The sequence below is a fragment of the Agrobacterium burrii genome, from assembly GCF_017313405.1.
Taxonomy (GTDB): domain Bacteria; phylum Pseudomonadota; class Alphaproteobacteria; order Rhizobiales; family Rhizobiaceae; genus Agrobacterium; species Agrobacterium burrii.
The window spans coordinates 35,358-53,944 of the sequence record NZ_JAFLNA010000003.1 but is presented as its reverse complement, the minus strand read 5'-3'; the positions used below and the strand labels follow the sequence as shown (position 1 = coordinate 53,944).

The following is an 18,587-nucleotide window of genomic DNA, read 5'->3' as shown; positions in this document are numbered from 1 at the left end:
GGTTGCTTTAGTTTGCGACCTTGGTGATAACCTCGACAGGACAAACCAGCCTATCGCGAAGTGTTGATGCCTGCTGAATAGCCGCAATCCACTCATCAAGCTGCTCACGGCTCGCGTTTGAGGACTCTGCAAATACATTCGCGCGGATCTGGCTCACGACGGGCGCTACAGATGGGTCAACCTCGAAGAACGCGGCCAGATCGACATCCGCCTCCAGCTCCAGACGGAAGCTTTCCAGCTCGATGCCACGCTGAGCGGCGATCGTGGCGATGCCCACCGTGTAGCAGGTGCCGAGAGCTTGCAGAAGATATTCAACAGGGTTCGGACCCTCGTCGCTACCCCGCGGCACAGGCTCGTCACTGACCATGGTGAAACGACCGGCGCGAACATCGTCCCGCTGACATCCCATGACTGCCGCGCCAGTGGTAGCGGTCATTTTGCTACCACCATTCCAGGTTCCGTTCACAGCGAGAGTGAACTTGGTCGCATCACGGTTAGAGCGCCCGGCTTCTCCGATCTCGGCCATGACCTTGAGATCGACGCCGTTTAATTGCTTATTTTCCGACACGATACCCGCCCTTCACGCTACGTCATAGATGCGGATTTCAGGCGCCGCTGCGAGAAGAGGCTTGAGCCCACCGACCACATCGTCGGCGAACAGCTTGCTTTCAAGATAGGCGCTGGCGTTCGCGGTTGTGTCGAAACCGTGGAGAACCTGAACATCCTCATCACGGACAAGCAGTTCTTTCGACTTGGAGCCCAGGATCGTATCGAGGATACGGCCCCTTGTATTTTTGGTAGATACCAGCCGCAGCCGAGCGGTTCTGGGCGTCAATCTTGAGCGTGATCTGCAAATAGGTCATGGGACTTGTCCTTCCATTAGAGGCTGATCGGAGTTATGCCCGATGCAGAAGAAAAGCTTTCATCATCATGCGATGCTGCGTCCGCGAAAGCGCCGCAAACAAACCGCCTCAATGATGAATTACTACCTAAAATGGGCAGAATGAGCCAGAATTGCAAAAGGGAAGTTCTTGCCTACTCGAAAAGAAAAACTTTGCCTGTTTCGCCAGCCTTTGCTTTCCTTCAGGCCCATCCATAGATGGCGCAGCGTCTATTCCCCACTGGCTTCTTCAAAGAGCCATCGACGGAACCCTTCCGAACGGGGGAGAGATGAGCATTCCGGCCGATAAACCACATAGTAGGCCAGTGGCGACGGCACGTTGATGCCGGGAAATAGAGGAACCAGCCTGCCAGCTGCCAGATCGTCCTGAGCCATAATTCCGCGTGCAAGCGCGATTCCGCGTCCCTCGATCGCTGCCTGAAGGACTGCTGCCGAGTTGTTGATCCGCATACCGCGCTGAATTGTTGCGTTTGGCACGCCCGCTTTCTCAAGCCAGGTCTCCCATGTCATGAACCCCGTTCCAGGATCGACAGACTGATCGTGTATCAGCGTTTGCTGTGGGAGTTCAGCAAGCGTGATCGACCTCAATTCCTCATGTAGGGCTGGCGAACAGACAGGGAAGACTTCTTCCTCCATCAGCTTTTCAGCGGCGAGATCCGGCCAGTTGCCCGCTCCGTAGCGCACGCCTACGTCGATACCCTGCGCCACGTAGTCGATCAGCTTGAGGCTGGTATCGAGGCGAACATCGATTTCAGGGAATTTCGCCTGGAAACGATCAATACGCGGCAGCAGCCACTTGGCAGCAAAGGCCGGACTAACGGTTACGGTAAGAACGCCTCCTGATGCCGCCTCTTTCAGACGTTCGAGACCCAGACTGAGACGATCAAGGCCGGCACGGATGTCCGGCAAGGCACGCTCCGCTGCCTCGGTTGGCACCAGGCGAGCCTTCCCGGAGGCACTTCGATGAAACAAGGGGGCAACAAGCCATTCCTCAAGACCGCGGACAAGCTGGCCTACAGCAGGCGCGGTAACATTCAGCTCTGCCGCCGCGCCGGAAAAACTCCCGTGCCGGGCACTGGCTTCAAAAGCTCGCATTGCATTCAAATAGACAGGTGACCTCATCACGACAAACCTTTTCTTCTTATGACTCTTTTATCGGAACTTGTCAGATGTCACTTCGCAGATCAACGAAATGTCATCAGAGCAAGCACTTATGCGATGCTTTCCGCGGTCGTAAGCGCCACTCAAAAAGACAAAAAGAGTAGAATTTCCATCTGACTTGCGAGCGATCATAACACACCCATAGCACTGATAACGCTGATTAAGTTGATGGTGGCGAACTCTCAACCGCAACGAAATAGCATAGCTTTTCTTTTTGATGCAGAAAGTTATTCGCTCTTGCCAATCAACGAGGACTCAATAACATTAATTTGCTGGGAGGGCTATTTCGACGTTCAAATGTAGTTTCCCGCGAAAAAGTTGGCACATATTTTCTTTGGGCGTCCGCAAACCTGCCAAGCGCGCCATATTAGGTAAGAATGCAGGAAAACGATGTACGATTTCGACGAAATTATAGACCGCCGGCGCCCAAACTCCTTGAAATGGTCGCAAACCAAACCAATTCTAACGTCTGAGCAGCGTGCAGTTGATCCACTTCCCTTATGGGTTGCGGATATGGATTTTCGCGTTGCTCAGCCGATCATTGACGCTGTTCGCGAAGAAGTTGATTTCGGCGTATTCGGTTATGGTGAAGTTCCCCATTCCTGCCTTGAAGCTATAATCGACTGGCAAGATCGGCGATTTGGTTGGCGTCCCAAGCCGGAATGGATCGTTCAAACTCCGGGTGTGGTGAATGCCGTTAACACCTGTATTCAGACTTTCACCAATCCTGGCGATTTCATTCTAGTACAACCCCCAGTCTATTTTCACATACATAACGACATCACGCTCAATGGCAGGCGAGCACTCCACGCGCCACTCGTTCTCGACGGTGACCGCTATCGTTTTGACCCTGAAATCTTCGAGGCGGCGATACGCCCAGGCACGAAACTATTTATCCTCTGCAATCCCCATAATCCGACCGGCAATGTTTTTTCGCGAGTAGAACTTCTCGTCATGGCAGAGATCTGTGCCAAACACGGGATTCTGATTATTTCAGATGAAGTGCATCAGGACTTCATTCTTGATCGAACAAAAAAGCATGTTCCCTTTGCTGCGCTTGATGACGTCATTGCTGACAATTCGATTGTCTGCACTGCGCCAAGCAAGACCTTCAACATAGCCGGATTGCAATGTGCGAATATCTTCATTCCTAATGAGCGCCGACGTCAGGACTTTCAGACGCAATGCGCAAAGAACGGTGCCAACCTAATGAACACTATGGGGATTGTCGCATGCGAGGCAGCGTATCGACATTGTGAATCTTGGGCAGATGCAATGCTGGAGTATGTGCGTAATAGTCAAAAGCACTTCGCGCGCCGCATCCAAGAGCTAGGCTTACCTGTTCGCGTCATACCAGGCGATGCACTCTATCTGGCATGGCTGGATTGCCGGGCACTTGGTAAGTCAGCCACCGATTTACACGATTTCTTCATACGTGAAGCGAAGGTTTGGCTCGATCCGGGAACGAAGTTTGGTCCGGGTGGAGAAGGCTTCATGCGGGTGAACGTGGCTTGCCCGCGTAACATGTTAGATGAGGCGATCAATCGTATAGCAGGTGGGATTGAGGCCCATCGATCCATCCCTGCATGACCAACCCGGCCAAGCGAATCTTTCATCAGTTCGGAAATGCTGACCCTGTAGCGATCGTATCTATCGCACAATTATTCGGAACATCTTTGTGGTTCCGTGCCAATAGCGCTAAGGATAGTCTGATCGTATCGTGGAATGCAACGGCCTCTGACGTTGGGTTGCTTACCAGCGCGGTGCAGGCGGGATTTATTGTTGGCACCCTCGCAATAGCCCTGTCCGGGTTTGCAGACCGCTTCCGTGCTAGCGCCATCTTCGTCGCATCCTCAATTGCGGGCTCGCTGTTCAACGCGGGCTTCGCCTGGCTGGCATACGATGTCATGACCGGCGCTATGTTTCGTTTTATGGTCGGGTTGTGTATCGCTGGCATCTACCCGATCGGCATGAAGCTGATCGTGAGCTGGGAGCCGACACATACCGGTAAAGCACTTGCGCTTTTAGTCGCTATGCTGCCCCTTGGAACAGCTCTGCCGCACTTCCTGCGCGCGACACGCGGAGACTTGCCCTGGCAATGGATCGTGACTGCCTCTTCCCTACTCGCAGTCGTCGGAGCCGGACTCATACATGCGCTTTGCGATGGGCCGCATCTTGCGCTTCGCCCGAAGCGCGAGAGCAAGACAAATCCGCAATGCTTTTCTGCATTGTCTGCCTTTCGATACCGCGCATTTAGGGCAGCGTCGGTAGGTTACTTCGAGCATATGTGGGAACTTTATGCCTTCTGGACAATCGTTCCGTTGCTTGTCGCGACAACAGGGTTGAGCACCTCACACTCAACTATCGGCGTCTCTGCCATTGCGTTTAGTGTAATCGCAATCGGTGCAGTGCGCTGCCTGATCGGGGGACGTCTTTCCAGAACCATTAGCAGCGAACGTGTCGCCCTCGGATCTTTGACCATATCAGGGAGCTGTGCGCTCGTGTTCGTATTGTTCTGGCAGCTAATGTCCCCTGTGGCACTCCTCACCGTGCTGCTGGTCTGGGAAGCTTCTGTCGTTGCGGGCTCCCCTCAGTTCTCTGCCCGAAGGAAGCCATTGGTAGCGCAGTTGCCATCTAGAACGCCATCGGCTTTGCAATCACCATTGTGTCAATCGGGGAGCAACAGCACTCTTCGAATGGATTGGACCGCTGGCAGTATGGCTGCTTCTGCCGGGGCCATATGATCGCCGCTCGTGAACCGCATCTGGAGGAAATGTAACGGTGGCAACGTCTACGAAGCTGAGGTGATAGTGCGCAGATTTCACCCTGGATCGATAGCGTGCCGTTCAAAAGACAAAAAATAGAAACGGGAAATATTAAATCCCAATCAGTGAAAGGAATACTATGTCAAAGAAGCCGTTGCACCCCGATACTCTGGCGATTCATGCAGGGTGGCGTGCAGATCCGTCCACCGGCTCGGTCGCCCCACCTATTCATCAAACGACTTCGTATCAGTTTCGCGACGCCGATCATGCTGCGCGTCTGTTCGCGTTGAGCGAACTTGGCCCGCTCTACACGCGCCTCGGAAACCCGACGACGACCATCCTCGAAGATCGGCTCGCTGCACTCGAAGGCGGAGCAGCGGCTGTGGCTACCGCGTCCGGGCAGGCCGCATCGGCTTACTCCATTCAAAACCTTGCAAAGGCTGGCGACAATATCGTCAGCTCGACTGACCTCTACGGCGGAACGTGGAACCTGTTCGCTAATACGTTAAAAGACATGGGGATCGAGACACGCTTCGTCGATCCCACCGATCCGGAAGCATTCGTTCGCGCGAGCGATGAGCGGACTCGCGCCTGGTACGCAGAGACGCTGCCGAACCCGAAACTCGTCGTTTGCCCGATCGACGAGATCGCGGCGCTCGGCCGACCGCTCGGCATTCCACTGATCGTCGACAACACGGCTGCCCCGCTTATCGCACGTCCTCTCGATCATGGCGCAGCGATCGTGGTCTATTCGACGACCAAATTCATCGGTGGCCATGGCACCTCGCTCGGAGGCATGATCATCGACGGCGGCAACTTCGATTGGGCCGCGCATGCGGAACGCCAACCTGTGCTGAACCAGCCCGACCCGAGCTATCATGGTCTCGTCTGGACGGAGGCAGCAAAGCATCTCGGGCCTGTCGCCTATGCGTTCAGGGTACGAGCCGTCCTCTTACGGGATCTCGGCGCGACGCTTTCCCCCTTCAACGCCTTCCAGCTTCTCCAGGGCCTGGAAACGCTGCCGCTGCGCATGAGGCGGCATTGCGAAAACGCCGCGAAAGTCGCCGGCTTCCTGCACGGACGAAGCGATTTAACGAGGGTCATCCATCCATCGATCCAGGACGGTCAGGCCCGAGCCCGCGCGGACAAATACCTCAGCGGCGGATTCGGCGGATTGCTCGGCTTTGAACTGCCGGGCGGGCGGGAAGCGGGGCGCCGGTTTATCGAGGCGTTGCAGCTTTTCTATCACGTTGCCAATATCGGCGACGCGCGAAGCCTCGCAATCCATCCGGCCAGTACGACCCACTCCCAGCTTTCCACCGACGATCAGGCTGCGACAGGGGTATCTGAAGGCTATGTCCGCCTGTCGATTGGTCTGGAACACATCGACGACATTCTTGCGGATCTCGGTCAGGCTCTTGCTGCTGCCGCTTAGGTGGCGGTTCAAAGGTCAAATACGGGGCGGCGCGTGCGCCGCCCCGTCATCCTTCACTGCCGCCCAGCGGTTACGCCACCGTCAACGGGCAGAATGGCCCCGGTGATCCACGATGCCTGTTCCGACGCCATGAACAGAATTGCCTCAGCCACATCCCCCGGCTGACCGTTGCGGCCGAGCGGGTGGAAGGCGTCGAAGGTCGGCAATGTTTCCTTGACCTGCTCGTCGGTCATGAAGGTGTTGTAGACGGGCGTCTCGACAACCGCCGATGCAACATCGTTGATGCGGATCTTGTAAGGAGCAAGCTCGATGGCGAGATTGCGAACCATCGCATGAACGCCGGCATTTGCGGCTGAATATGCTGCGTAAGGGGTCGCGCCGATCGCCTGGGTTGCCCACATCGAACCGGTCTGGACTATAGCCCCGCCTTGTCCTTCATGGCCTTGGCAGCGGCCTGCGCGGTGAAGAATTTCCCCATGAGGATCGTGTCGAGATACCAGTCGTAGTCCTTCTCCGTCAGATCGAGAAAGGGCTTCGGGTTGAAGACACCCGCATTGTTGACCAATACATCGAGCTTGCCGAAGCCGGAAACCGCCTTGTCTACGAGAGCGGCTCCTGTTGCAGGATCGGCAATGTCTCCGGCCGAGACGAGAACCTTGCGACCACTCGGATCGATTTCACGGACAGCCGCTTCGAGCTTTTCGAGGTCGCGACCGTTAATCACCACGGATGCCCCTTCTGCAAGGAAGCAAGCTGCCGTTTCCTTGCCGATGCCGTAACCGCCCCCGGTGATCGCTACGATTTTTCCTTCAAAACGCATATTTTATCTCCGGTCTATCTATCGGTAGATAGAATGTCTAGCGATTGCGATTTCTCTTGGTAAGACCTATCTATCAGAAGATAGAAAGTGAAATCAAAATGAGCGAAATTACGGAAGCGATCATGGACGCCGCAGAGCGGCGCATAAGAGAAGCAGGGTATGACGGTTTTAGCTTCCGCCAAATCGCGACCGATGTGGGCGTCAAAAGCGCAAGTGTCCATTATCATTTCCCAACGAAAAAGATGCTGGTAATCGCAGTTGCACGTCGCTATCGCGAACGCTTTCTGACGGTGATCGAGCGAGAGCATGCGGCGGGTTCATCCGTGGTAGATGTTTGGCGGAATGCTTTCCGGAGATCTCTGCGCGAAGACGGACGTGCCTGCCTATGCGGCACGTTGGGAATAACGGCCAACGGCCTGGCAGTTGGTGTTGCTATGGAGGTCCGGCATTTCTTCGAAGCAGGTATCGAGCAGATGATCGCCAATGGCCTGAAACGTGAGGAAGCTGAACACGTCCTCGCGCTTTTGGAGGGCGCGATGCTGACCTCGATCGCAATGGGTGATGTTATCTTGTTCGACAGAGCTACGAAGTCGTTAGAGCCCATGCGAGCCCGACAATGCACCTGAACGTACGCTGCTGGCGACGCGCGCATCCCTTGCGGCCTATTAATCTCGCTCCCTCCTGTGGTTTGGTTCGCCGTTGTCAGCCTATTCATTAGCGCTCCGTGCATCCAGAAGCAGATTTTCGGCGTGCGTCACCGGATCGACCGGATGTTCGGCCTGTTGCAGGTCAGCTTCGGGATTGCGTAGGCGGCGGCCAATATCGGTTCCTGTTTGTCCCGATCGCTGTCAGTTCGCGCCCAGGTCGCGGTCTGCGCCGTTTTCCGGTTCGATGTCACGCAACAGCTCTTTCAGGAATCTGTCCCCCGTCGCCAGCCTGCGGCCGAGGTTCTGCATGAATCCCTCGAACCGCTCATTCCCCTTGATGCGTGCGGATTGCTTGGCGCTGTCCGGCAACGGCGGGGTCATCGTCAGCCAGAAATGGACGAACAATGAAAGGGTCTCGCCGAGTACGGCGAGATCCTCGTCCAGCGTGCCAATCTGTCGGCCGATCTTGTCCAGGCGGCGCGACATGGCCGCTTCCAGCCGATCCGACGTGTCACCCGACAGGAAGGATCCGACTGCCGCCTCGATTATGGCGGACTTCGAGACCTGCCGGCGGAGCGACAGCGCCTCGACCTGTTTGAGCAGTTCCGGGTCGAAATAGACATTCATGCGGGTGCGGGTTGTCATAGGCCTCCCCTCAAAGCTCTATACCGTCACCGGGATTCATCGACGCCTGCCGGGCGATCATCCTCATGCGCGAGCGCAGTCCGCGGGCCTTGGCGGCATCCACGTCCGGCTTGTCATCCAAAATGTCGAACTCCTGGGCGGGGGTTGACGGTGGCGGGATGATTTCCTCATGCTCGGGCAATTCTGGCTCGCGAAGGATACCGGCATTGTCGTGATCGCTTTCGGTCCCGCTGGCGGCGCTCGTCGTGGACTTGTTCTCCGCACCGATGATACGGCTCGTCCAGTCGTCGGATGCCGGCTTCGTTGCTGGAATGGATGGCAATTCGGGCGGCGGCAAGATGCGTTCCTGAAGTCGTGCATCCTCGAAATAGCGCGCCTTCTTCGCCCGGATCGGTGGAGTACCGGCGACCATGACGATTTCATCGGTGGGCAGAAGCTGCATGATCTCGCCAGGGGTCAGCAGCGGTCGCGCGGTCTCCTGCCGCGATACCATCAGATGCCCCAACCACGGAGCCAGCCGATGCCCCGCATAGTTGGTGGAGTCGCGCATCTCGGTCGCAGTGCCGAGTGAATCGGACACACGCTTCGCGGTGCGCTCGTCGTTCGTAGCGAAGGCGACCCGCACATGGCAGTTGTCGAGAATGCTGTTGTTCGGCCCGTAGGCGCGCTCGATCTGGTTGAGCGATTGAGAGATGAGAAACGATTTGAGGCCATAGCCAGCCATGAACGCGAGTGCCGATTCAAAGAAATCGAGCCGACCCAGTGCCGGAAATTCGTCCAGCATCATGAGCAGGCGATGCCGCTTACCAGATAGGATCAGTTCTTCGGTCAGTCTGCGGCCGATCTGGTTGAGGATGAGCCGGATCAGCGGCTTGGTCCGGTTGATGTCGGACGGCGGAACGACAAGGTAGAGCGTCACCGGCCTGCGGCTGCCAACCAGATCGGCAATGCGCCAGTCGCAACGGTCTGTGACGCGGGCCACGACCGGATCGCGGTAGAGGCCGAGAAACGACATGGCGGTCGACAGCACGCCCGAACGCTCGTTCTCACTCTTGTTCAGCAGCTCGCGCGCCGAAGACGCTATGACGGGATGAACGCCGGCTTCGCCCAGATGCGGCGTGTGCATCATCGCGCGCAAGGTCGCCTCGACGGGGCGTAGCGGATCGGACAGAAAATTGCCGACGCCGGACAGGGTTTTGTCCGGCTCGGCATAGAGGACATGCAGGATCGCGCCGACCAGCAGGCTGTGGCTGGTTTTTTCCCAATGATTTCGCTTGTCGAGGCTGCCTTCAGGATCGACCAGAATATCCGCGATGTTCTGCACGTCGCGGACTTCCCACTCGCCCTGCCGCACCTCCAGCAGCGGATTGTAGGCCGACGACTTCGTATTGGTCGGATCGAACAGCAGGACGCGGCCATGCTTGCCCCGGAAACCGGCTGTCAGGGTCCAGTTCTCTCCCTTGATGTCGTGAACGATGCAGCTTCCCTGCCAGGTGAGCAGCGTCGGCACCACAAGGCCGACACCTTTGCCGCTGCGGGTCGGTGCAAAGCAAAGCACATGCTCCGGCCCGTCATGGCGCAGATAGTCGCGATTGTATCGGCCGAGCAGGACGCCATCGGGACCGAGCAGCCCGGCGCTGTGGATTTCCTTGTCCTCGGCCCATCGCGCCGAACCGTAGGTGGCTACCCCGCGCGCCTCGCGCGCCCGGATGATCGACATGAGGATGGCGGCGGCAATGGCGAGGATGCCGCCCGACGTGGCGATGACCGCGCCCTCCATGAAAATCGTGGGCGCATAGGCGTCGAAGGAGAACCACCACCAGAAGAAGGCCGGCGGATAGTAGAACGGCCAACCGGCCAGATCGAACAACGGGTTTCCGAGCTGGGGCTGAAAGCCGAGTCGGAACGCCACCCACTGCGTCGCCGCCCAGGTCATCACCATGATAATGGTGATGACGATGGTGATCTGACCCCAAAGTATTCGGCCTCCGCGCATACAGACTCCAATCGGCAAGAAAGGTGGAGCCGATCAGAGAATAGGCAATCATCGGATCTGCAACAGCTAAGGTGTTGCAGAAGCGCTATGGGATACTATCGGCGGCAAATAGGATGAGTGATAGTGGCACCATTCCGGCACTGTTCGCGCGAACTACCGCGAATCAGATTCGGGGTGTGGTTGGCTTATCTTTGACGCGAGACTGAGCAGTTTCATAAGCGCGGGATCGCGGTTTCGCGGCGACCAGACGGCTGAAAAGGGAATGGTTTCAGGCTCGTCTCGGATCGGCAGGAAGGCGACATTTGCTGTAGCGGCAGCGGTGCTTTCCTCGACGAAAGGCGAAATGCCATGCCCGGCCGCAATCATCGACAACAGCGCATCGTGTCCCACCTCGTGACGCAGGATCGTCGGCACCGGCCACTTCCCGGCCGAGCGCAGCACGATCAGGTCGTGAAGGTCGTGGAACTGGGCGGTCTGGCTCCCGCCGCACGCGCCCTCGGCTTTGTGACCTCAGCTGTCAGCCGCATCATCGCCCGCCTTGAAACGCGCCTGGGCGTGAAACTTTTGCGGCGATCAACGCGTCGCCTCGCTCTCACCGACGAAGGAGAACGCTTCTATCAGCGGGCGGTCGCCATCCTTGCCGAAACGGAAACTGCCGAACGCGAAGCTGCGGGCGCATCCTCGCCAACAGGACGCGTCAGGATCAATAGTTCCGCCAGCTACGTCACGCATGTTCTTCGGCATATTCTGCCAGCTTTCCTTGAGGAATACCCCGGCATGGCTTTCGATATCATTCAAACCGACAGCGTCAGTGACCTCATCGCAGAGGCAAGCGATATCGCCGTTCGCGCCGGCCCAATGGCAAATTCGGAGCTGATTGCAAGGCCGCTTGGCGATACTCGTATCATTACTGTCGCCGCGCCCCACCTGGATCGAACGACACGACGCTACCGGTCCCGCGAGATACCAGATCGGATTTACCTACCGGCGAGTTGCCGGGATATGGCTCTCCATGTCGGAGCGTGAGCAGGAGAAAATCCGCGTAAGCGACGGGGAAGGAATGCGCCAGTTAGCACTTACGGGCATTGCACCCGCGCGTTTGGCCCACTTTACCGTGCGGGATGATCTTGAAGCTGGACGATTGTTATTATTGTCCCCGATGGATGCCGTCGAAGATCGGGAATCCATTCACGCAGTTTTTCTCGGACCCTCCCGTATCCTGCCCACGCGCATTCGCGTCATGCTTGACTGTCTTGGAGAACATGGTCGGGTGCACTGAGTAATGCCTACATTCCCAATCCTCGTTGCCGTCCCAACTGCCACGATACCGAGCCGCCCTGCACGATGCCCGCGACCTCGCGGCCGAGATGGCGGTCAATCACCGGCCGCCACGGGATAAGCGTGAACTCGTGGCTCTGTTCTACGATGGCGAACTTGCCGCTCGATAGCTGTGCGATCCCGGTGAACTTGCCACTGACATGTTCGCCATCGGCAGCCGCACGGAACGGCAATCCCTTACTCCCGCCCATTTCCGCCCCGACGCGGGCGACTTCGCGCTCTCGCAGCGTGGCGAGAAGGCTGCGCCGATAGAAGATGCGACCATCTCGCGCTCGGGTGGCGTCGCCCTGTTCGATATGATGTTCACGGCGCTGGTCCATGGCGTCGCGCACCTGCTGGCCGAACCCAGCCGGAGCGAGATCCGATGCGTCAGGCGTAATCAGCCGACGGTCGAGCCAAGTCGCGCCGTGAGACCCGATCTGGATTTCCAGATCGAAGGTCGAGATGACACGGATGCTGGCCTGCCGGTTGCGGCCGACGTCATAGGCGGTGGCGCGGTTTTCGAAATCATCGGGGATGCGCCATTGATCGGGGTCTATCTGCTCGACGATCCCAGCGCGACGCAAGGCTTCCAGTCGCCGGACATGGGCATCGACATAGCCCTCGTAATCACCGCCCGGCACACGTCCTTCGAACTTCGCCTGTTCGAGATGGCGGTTCGGCCGGTAGATACCATTCTCCGAGAGCGCAGCGATCGTGCGATCAGAGGGACGTTGCGCTGTATCGGCGAGGCCAACTTCAACAATACTGCCGATCCGGGCATCTTCGACACGTGTCGAGTTAATGCCGGGAAGATGGTGTGTTCGCCCGTCGATACCGTCCACCACGAGCGTCAGGTTCTCGCCCATCTCGTCGGTGAGATATTTGTCCACGACGCGGCCGATGATGGGTGCCGCCGGTGCTGCATCGTGAAGCTGGAAGGTCATCGGATCACGTTCCTGCCCATCGGCCTTCAGCGCTTTGTGCATGTTGCGGATGATGTCGCCGCGCTCACCCAGTTCACGCAGCGCCGGTTCCATCTTCGCGCCAAGCTCCCAGACGCCGGGTGCGTGTTCGGTGGCCAGCCCCATCTTTTCCAGTTTGGCGAGACGGCGCAGACGAAGCGTGCGGTTGAACTGGCGGCGTGCATCGGCCGGTTCATGGCGCAGATCGAGGAACCGTTCGTCGGCCTCCTCGGTCATGGCGCGGTCGATGCGGGTGAAACGATCCTGATCGATTTCGGCAGCCAGCTTACGGCTCTGCTCGATCTCGGTCACGGGACCGAGTTCCAGCGTGGTCAGTTCGCTCGCCCGCTCACGAATACCATTGGCGAGATAATCGCCATTGATGACCAGGTTCTCGCCCAGATCGTCCTTGCCCCGAACGATGACATGGACATGGGGATGGCCGGTATTGTGGTGATTGACCGCCACCCAATCGAGTTTCGTGCCAAGGTCGGCCTCGATGCGGTTCATCAGGTCGCGGGTGTGTTCGGTGAGGTCGGAAAGATCGGCGGCATCTTCGGGGGAAACGATAAAGCGGAACTGGTGACGATCATCCTTGCCGCGATCAAGGAAGGCATCTCCATCGGCACGATCGTCGGTGGCGGAATAAAGCTGACCACGCTCGCCATCACGCGATGTTCCGTCGCGCTGGATGTAGCGCAGATGGGTAGCACCTTTGCCATTCTTCCCCGCGCTCTGAACGTATCGGGTTTTGACGACGACGCGACGCGCGCCAGCCGTACTGTGACGCCAGCCGCTCGACAGGGTTCGGGCGCGGACAAAGGCCGCACCACGACCACGCTTGACGCCCGGACCTTTGCCAGCACGCGATGCCTTGCCGCTCTTGGCGGTGGCTAACGATCTGGAGCGCGCCGACGATGATGCAGATGACCGCGACGGGCTGTTGCTATGCTGGCGGGCGATCTTTTTCGCCTGGGTGAGAAAGCTCTTTGTCTTGCCTGCCTTCGGCGTGTCGGCGCGGATGCGGCCGGGCTTCGGGCGGAAGCGGAATTCGTCGTCGGCGCTCATGGATGCGACTCCGGCCCAAATTGCCAGAAACCGCCTGATATCGAGCAATGGTGCCGGTCAAAACCCAGCAAAGCCAAGGCATTGCGCCAAATCACGGCACTACGAGCCGAAAACCGTAGTGCCGTTCGCGGCTCCCCTAACCAGTGTGCAGACAACAACAATTTCAGAAACCGGGCCGACGTGGTGCCGGTTTCCTTTATCTTGCCCTCCGCCTTCCCTGCCCTTTTTGCCCTTCCTGCCGGGAATACAGCCAGGCGACCCCTTGCCTGACTGCCCACCGGAAGCGGACCCAAAGCGCGTGGAGACGCCATGCTCATGGCGCATCTCCATTGCTCGCACGGGCCACGAATATGCCGCCGTCCTGCGGCTCCTGATCGACGGAATCGCGCAGAGGAACGGTTGCGCGGACGTCGCCCGACGGCTGATTTGCCGCCGCCGAATTGCCGCCGGATTGCGCAACAAAGAGCGGAGCTTCGCGCCAATCCGGCGGTGGCAGCAGCACGATCGTCGGCACATCAGGCGCAGCCGCATGCCCGAGAACAGGTGCGAGCGTGGCGACATAGGCGCGTGTTTCTGCGGGCAAAGTGCGGCCTGTCGCCAGATGCTCGTCATAGCGACCGGGACCGGCATTGTAGGCGGCAAGCATGGCCGCGACATTGCCATAGCGGTCCCACATCTCGCGCAGATACGCCGTACCTGCGAGGATGTTGTCGCGCGGATCGTAAGGATCGCGCCCGAGGCCATGGCGGCTGCGCAGGCCCGCCCAGGTATCGGGCATGACCTGCATCAGTCCCATTGCACCCGCCGATGAGATGGCGCGCACATTGCCCGCGCTTTCCACACGCAGCACGGCCCGAATCCAGTGCTCTGGAATGCCGAAACGCTGTGACGCCTCGGCAATGCAAGCAGCATGGGGATGCGCATTGACAGGCGCAGGTTGCGGCGTGATATGCGCCATGGCCGGCATCGAGCCGCTGCCAGCCGACAGCAGGGCCGTGAAGAGAAGAAAGGTGCGGGATCGCATGATCTCAGTCGCGATCTTCGCGGGGCCGCGGGCGGCTCCAGTACAGCGACCATGACGAGCCTGCATCGTCGTCGCGGAACAGGTTGGCGCGGATCGGGTGCGGTAAGGCCGGATCGTCGAGCAGCACCGAGAGATATTCGCCAGCCTTTTCGCCGGTGCGTTTCCATGCAGCACCGACCTCGGGACCGTCATGCTCAATGTAATGGACGCGATAGTCCGGCGCATTCTCCGTATCGGAATGTTCAGCGGGCACGATGACGAGATCGCGCTTCATGGTGAGCGTGACGAGCTGACCGGCGAAGCCGGATGCGTCACGCGCGAATTGACCGATCTGTGGCATGGTATGTCTCCTGTGTTGGTGGATTTGGCGTGAGTTCAATGCGTGACCGCCCGCCATTCGTAGCGGCCATCGCCTTCCTCATCGGTCCAGAGCGGAAGCGCCCGGCCGATGACGGAACTGGCGGGAACAGGTCCGAAGTAACGGCCGTCGAGGCTGTCCCGGATGTCCCAATTCATGAGGAAGAGTTCGCCGTCGCGGATGATGCGGCAGCCCTGCCAGACCGGCAGATCGCGTCCCATGCGGTCGCGCTCCAGTGCATCGCCCATCTCGACGTTATCGACGGTGATCGTCGCACCGCTGCGGCAGACGCGCTGTCCCGGCAAGCCGAGGACGCGTTTCAGCAGCGGCACGTCCCGCCCGATATAGCCGCGTTCGACCATGAACCGCTCCAGCGGTTCGGGCGGCGCGATGACGACGAGTTCAGGAACTTCGACCACATCGGCAGGAACAACTGTGTAGAAGCCGATGGGCGCGCTGGCGGTCGCATTCCAGATCAGCCGGGTTGGCAGATCGGCGACAGCCGTGACGACAAGCGTGCCAACGGCTATCATTGTCACGGCGAGGATATGGCGGCGGCTCATGGTGCAATCCTCCGGCGGCTGACCCATGCGGCATGGCGCTCTGGGGTGTAGGGATTGGGTTCCTGGCCGGCACTCAAACGGTTGTGGACGTGCCGCCAATGATCCGGCGCAACATCCGCCGGATCGACGCCAAGCGCGTCCACGGCATCAATCAGGGCCAGCACCCGCTGGACCTGTCGCCAGCCGTCGATACGCAGCAGGATCTCGCCGCCAGGACGAATGAAGGGCACGGTCTGGTACGGTTCGCCACGCCCGACAGCGCGCAAGATGTCGAGCCGCGAAACGATGGTGCCGTAATCGTTGGAGGCCCAACGGACGAAGGCGAAGATGCTTTCGGGCGCAAAACCGATCAGACTGCGGCGGCGGTCGATGATCTGCTCAGAGCTCTTGCGGCCAAAGCGTATCCAGCGCTCGACCTTCTTCTTCTGGAAGGTCAGTTCGACCAATGTGGTGAACGGTGCAGGCCCGTCCGCCTGCGGATGTTCATGCGCAGCGCGCACGGTTTTGCCGGTCATGGCTGATCTCCTTCGATGGGTGGAAACTCGCGGACCAGCAGCTCGCGCAGCATCACGGCGACGGTGACGCCACGCCGGAAAGCAGCAACCTTGATGCGCCCGCGCAGTTCGGGCGCGATGTCGATGGTCAGGCGGGCGGTGAACGCCTCCGTAGCCGTCTTGCCGGTTGCCGGCGCATCGGCGGCTTTGACCCAGCTATCGGGATTGCCCGGACGCGATGCGAAGCCGGATTTGACGGGCGGACGTGTCATGGCACGATCCTCCCGACACCGAGGCCATTGATTTCGGCCGCCAGCGCTGTGACCTCCTGTGCGGCCCGTTCGCCGCCATCTGTCTCCAAGACCAGCCGTCCGGTCTGTGCGGCTTCGGCGAAGGCGACACGCTGGCCGACCGTCGTGGCCAGCAAGGGCGGATCATGTTCGGCCAGTGTCTCTGCCGTTTCGCGGGTGATGACGGTGCGCGCACTGCATCGGTTCAGCAAAAAACGGGCGGACAGCTCCGGGCGATAGATGCGGGCTTCGTTCAGAAGCGCCAGCATCTCGGCGGAGGCCCAGCCGTCGAAAGGAGATGGCTGCACCGGGATCAGCACCAGATCGGCTGCAAGCAGCGCAGAGCGCATCAGGCCAGCGACACGGGGCGGACCATCAATAACGACATGATCGGCGTCACGCGCCAGCTCCGGCGCTTCCCTGTGCAGGGTATCGCGGGCAAGGCCGATGACGGTGAACAGCCTTGGCAGCCCTTCATGGCTGCGCCGCTGCGACCAATCGAGTGCGGAGCCTTGCGGATCGGCATCGATCAGGATGACCCGCTTGCCTTGCGCAGCCCAGGCTCCGGCGAGATGCAGCGCCAGCGTCGTCTTGCCCACGCCGCCTTTCTGATTGAGGAGCGCGACGATCATGGCTTACCCCGCCCAGGTCGGCGGAAAGTGGCACTGGCACCGTGCCTCCCATGCGCGCGCGTCAAAGAAGAAAAGTTAGATTCTATGTTAGATTCTAAGTTAGCAGTCGGATTCTGCTTTTCGTTCCAGAGACTTAATTGGGGTTCGTGCGCCTGATGTGCCGATAGTGCTGCGCCTGATGTACCGATACCCTTTGCGCCTGATGTACCGACGGCATCCACAATGTTATCCACAGGCACTGTGGATAGATTTTCAGGGCGGATTCGCAGCAACTCGCGGCGATCTTCGCGCAGGATCTTGAGCCTGTAGCCGGGCAGCGGCTGGCGGGCAGCAATGCGGCGAAGGTCCAGCGCAAAGTCCGATGGCCGGGCCATGCTGCCGGATTTCTGGTAGAGGTGCGCAACCTCGAACAGCCAGCCATGCGGCTGATGTCCGGCATGTTTACGGGCGACACGGTAGAGCCAGCGCTCGATACCGCCGGTCAGCCGGAAGTAATACGGGTCGATGGTCAGGACCAGCGAGCGGTCAAGGACGCTGTTATAGAACCACTCGGGCAGGACAAACTCCATGCCCTCGACACGACCGTCGCGCGTGGTCATCTCTTCCCATTCGTTGATCCAGGAGAACTGGCGACGGCGCCAATGCTTGCCGTTACGGATCGTCGTGGCGACGACGGTCGATTGCAGCCGGGCAAGCGCTGCCTTCAGCAGCAGATATTGCCGGTTTCCGGTGTCGCGCCCGATGGCGCGCAGCAGATGATAGGGCGTGAAGCGCAAGAATCGGGATGTCTTGATGCCGTTGTTTTCGGCGGCGACGATCTGGCTCGCAGCCCAGATCAGCACATCAGCATCCCAGATCGTCGCCATGCCGTGTTCGGGCATGCCGAACACCTGCACCTCGACATCGGCGGTCTTGTAGAGGATGGGCTTTGTGCGCGGCGTCTTCGCCAGCGAGAAGAAAGGCCGCTCCATCAGATCGCGCTGGTCGCGCGGACTGGCATCGCCGGTTGCGACCACGAAGGGATCGAGGTGGCTGCGCTCGCTACCGCCTTCTCGTCGCAGGGCGTCAGGGTGATCGACGCGCCGCATTCAGAGCTTGCTCCGCTCTTCAGGCGTCAGGGGGCGAGCCGGAAAGACCGTGCCGGCGTCCTTGTCACTGGTGGATTTGCGTGCGCCAATGTCGGCCCAGGCCTGAAGATCCTCAACCGTGTAGAGAACCCGGCCACCGATTTTGCGATAGGTCGGACCGGTCCCGTAGGTCCGGTGCTTTTCCAGCGTGCGAAGAGAAATGCCAAGGAAACGTGCTGCTTCCTGAGTGCGCAGCATGCGCGGTGGCATTTCCGTGTTGCGGCGCTCGGCCATGAGATCACCTCCGGTTCGTCAGGTTGATGCGGCTGCCGGAGACGGCGGCGCGCTATGGCGAACCATGGGAAGTGATCGGCGGTGTGTAGCGTGCCGCATTTGCGCCTATGCGCAGACGGCACCCCGAAAGAGGCTATATCAGCGC

General features: G+C 59.3%; 20 protein-coding genes and 1 pseudogene. 6 read left to right on the top strand and 15 right to left on the bottom strand.

All coding sequences use genetic code 11. The annotated features are described in order from the left end of the window. Positions 1 to 7: 7 nt before the first annotated feature. From JZX89_RS28855 to JZX89_RS06925, 3 genes are all read right to left on the bottom strand, one after another. Entirely contained in the window at positions 8 to 568 is a 561-nt protein-coding gene (locus tag JZX89_RS28855; protein ID WP_151653412.1) for an OsmC family protein, read from the bottom strand. 12 nt (positions 569 to 580) lie between these two features. Then, a complete protein-coding gene (locus tag JZX89_RS06930; RefSeq protein ID WP_235923551.1) occupies positions 581 to 835 on the bottom strand; it encodes a hypothetical protein in 255 nt (84 codons plus the stop codon). A 276-nt stretch (positions 836 to 1,111) separates the two neighbouring features. Then, positions 1,112 to 2,023: a LysR substrate-binding domain-containing protein gene (locus JZX89_RS06925; protein ID WP_151653428.1), complete on the bottom strand. Its 912-nt coding sequence runs from the start codon at positions 2,021 to 2,023 to the stop codon at positions 1,112 to 1,114. A 429-nt stretch (positions 2,024 to 2,452) separates the two neighbouring features. On the opposite strand from JZX89_RS06925, the gene JZX89_RS06920 reads away from it, so the two are divergent. The 3 genes from JZX89_RS06920 (at position 2,453) to JZX89_RS06910 (ending at position 6,262) form a co-directional block, all read left to right on the top strand. After that, positions 2,453 to 3,652 carry a MalY/PatB family protein gene (locus tag JZX89_RS06920; protein WP_151653408.1) on the top strand — a complete coding sequence of 400 codons (1,200 nt, stop codon included), beginning with the start codon at positions 2,453 to 2,455 and terminating at the stop codon, positions 3,650 to 3,652. Continuing rightward, entirely contained in the window at positions 3,649 to 4,806 is a 1,158-nt protein-coding gene (locus JZX89_RS06915; RefSeq protein WP_207133578.1) for an MFS transporter, read from the top strand. The genes JZX89_RS06920 and JZX89_RS06915 overlap by 4 nt, the downstream gene beginning before the upstream one ends. A gap of 160 nt (positions 4,807 to 4,966) precedes the next feature. Further along, on the top strand, positions 4,967 to 6,262 hold the full coding sequence (locus JZX89_RS06910; RefSeq protein WP_151653406.1) for an O-acetylhomoserine aminocarboxypropyltransferase/cysteine synthase family protein: 1,296 nt from the start codon (positions 4,967 to 4,969) through the stop codon (positions 6,260 to 6,262). Between the two features lie 53 nt (positions 6,263 to 6,315). Here the strand turns inward: JZX89_RS06910 and JZX89_RS06905 are convergent. Further along, positions 6,316 to 7,082 (bottom strand): annotated as a pseudogene (locus tag JZX89_RS06905) (SDR family NAD(P)-dependent oxidoreductase). Between the two features lie 98 nt (positions 7,083 to 7,180). Between JZX89_RS06905 and JZX89_RS06900 the strand changes: the two are divergent. Further along, positions 7,181 to 7,708, top strand: coding sequence for a TetR/AcrR family transcriptional regulator (locus tag JZX89_RS06900; RefSeq protein ID WP_151653404.1), 528 nt, complete (start codon positions 7,181 to 7,183; stop codon positions 7,706 to 7,708). A gap of 222 nt (positions 7,709 to 7,930) precedes the next feature. Here the strand turns inward: JZX89_RS06900 and JZX89_RS06895 are convergent, their stop codons facing one another. Then, positions 7,931 to 8,374, bottom strand: a complete 444-nt coding sequence (locus tag JZX89_RS06895; protein WP_151653402.1) for a ribbon-helix-helix domain-containing protein — start codon at positions 8,372 to 8,374, stop codon at positions 7,931 to 7,933. A 10-nt stretch (positions 8,375 to 8,384) separates the two neighbouring features. Further along, entirely contained in the window at positions 8,385 to 10,370 is a 1,986-nt protein-coding gene (locus JZX89_RS06890) for a conjugal transfer protein TraG (protein ID WP_151653400.1), read from the bottom strand. Between the two features lie 348 nt (positions 10,371 to 10,718). Here JZX89_RS06890 and JZX89_RS06885 point away from each other — a divergent pair, with 348 nt between their 5' ends. Both JZX89_RS06885 and JZX89_RS28520 read left to right on the top strand, forming a co-directional pair. Continuing rightward, positions 10,719 to 11,396, top strand: a complete 678-nt coding sequence (locus JZX89_RS06885) for a LysR family transcriptional regulator (protein WP_235923550.1) — start codon at positions 10,719 to 10,721, stop codon at positions 11,394 to 11,396. Further along, positions 11,383 to 11,649: a type 2 periplasmic-binding domain-containing protein gene (locus tag JZX89_RS28520; RefSeq protein WP_235923544.1), complete on the top strand. Its 267-nt coding sequence runs from the start codon at positions 11,383 to 11,385 to the stop codon at positions 11,647 to 11,649. The genes JZX89_RS06885 and JZX89_RS28520 overlap by 14 nt, the downstream gene beginning before the upstream one ends. Before the next feature lie 7 nt (positions 11,650 to 11,656). Here JZX89_RS28520 and JZX89_RS06880 read toward each other — a convergent pair whose 3' ends face one another. From JZX89_RS06880 to JZX89_RS06840, 9 genes are all read right to left on the bottom strand, one after another. Then, a complete protein-coding gene (locus JZX89_RS06880; RefSeq protein WP_501985964.1) occupies positions 11,657 to 13,162 on the bottom strand; it encodes a DUF3363 domain-containing protein in 1,506 nt (501 codons plus the stop codon). Between the two features lie 871 nt (positions 13,163 to 14,033). Further along, the gene (locus JZX89_RS06875) at positions 14,034 to 14,744 is read right to left on the bottom strand and encodes a lytic transglycosylase domain-containing protein (protein WP_151653396.1); all 711 of its coding nucleotides are present in this window, start codon (positions 14,742 to 14,744) and stop codon (positions 14,034 to 14,036) included. A 4-nt stretch (positions 14,745 to 14,748) separates the two neighbouring features. Beyond that, positions 14,749 to 15,084, bottom strand: a complete 336-nt coding sequence (locus JZX89_RS06870) for a DUF736 domain-containing protein (RefSeq protein ID WP_151653394.1) — start codon at positions 15,082 to 15,084, stop codon at positions 14,749 to 14,751. A 35-nt stretch (positions 15,085 to 15,119) separates the two neighbouring features. Beyond that, entirely contained in the window at positions 15,120 to 15,665 is a 546-nt protein-coding gene (locus JZX89_RS06865) for a S26 family signal peptidase (RefSeq protein WP_192800921.1), read from the bottom strand. Next, on the bottom strand, positions 15,662 to 16,180 hold the full coding sequence (locus JZX89_RS06860; RefSeq protein WP_151653390.1) for a DUF2840 domain-containing protein: 519 nt from the start codon (positions 16,178 to 16,180) through the stop codon (positions 15,662 to 15,664). Before JZX89_RS06860 ends, JZX89_RS06865 begins: the two co-directional genes overlap by 4 nt. After that, entirely contained in the window at positions 16,177 to 16,431 is a 255-nt protein-coding gene (locus JZX89_RS06855; protein ID WP_151653388.1) for a hypothetical protein, read from the bottom strand. The genes JZX89_RS06860 and JZX89_RS06855 overlap by 4 nt, the downstream gene beginning before the upstream one ends. Next, entirely contained in the window at positions 16,428 to 17,081 is a 654-nt protein-coding gene (gene parA / locus JZX89_RS06850) for a ParA family partition ATPase (RefSeq protein WP_151653386.1), read from the bottom strand. Before parA ends, JZX89_RS06855 begins: the two co-directional genes overlap by 4 nt. After that, positions 17,078 to 18,169, bottom strand: a complete 1,092-nt coding sequence (locus JZX89_RS06845; RefSeq protein ID WP_207133576.1) for a replication initiator protein A — start codon at positions 18,167 to 18,169, stop codon at positions 17,078 to 17,080. Before JZX89_RS06845 ends, parA begins: the two co-directional genes overlap by 4 nt. Continuing rightward, positions 18,170 to 18,442 (bottom strand): helix-turn-helix transcriptional regulator, encoded by a 273-nt coding sequence (locus JZX89_RS06840; RefSeq protein ID WP_036743091.1) that lies wholly within the window; start codon positions 18,440 to 18,442, stop codon positions 18,170 to 18,172. Positions 18,443 to 18,587 lie beyond the last annotated feature (145 nt).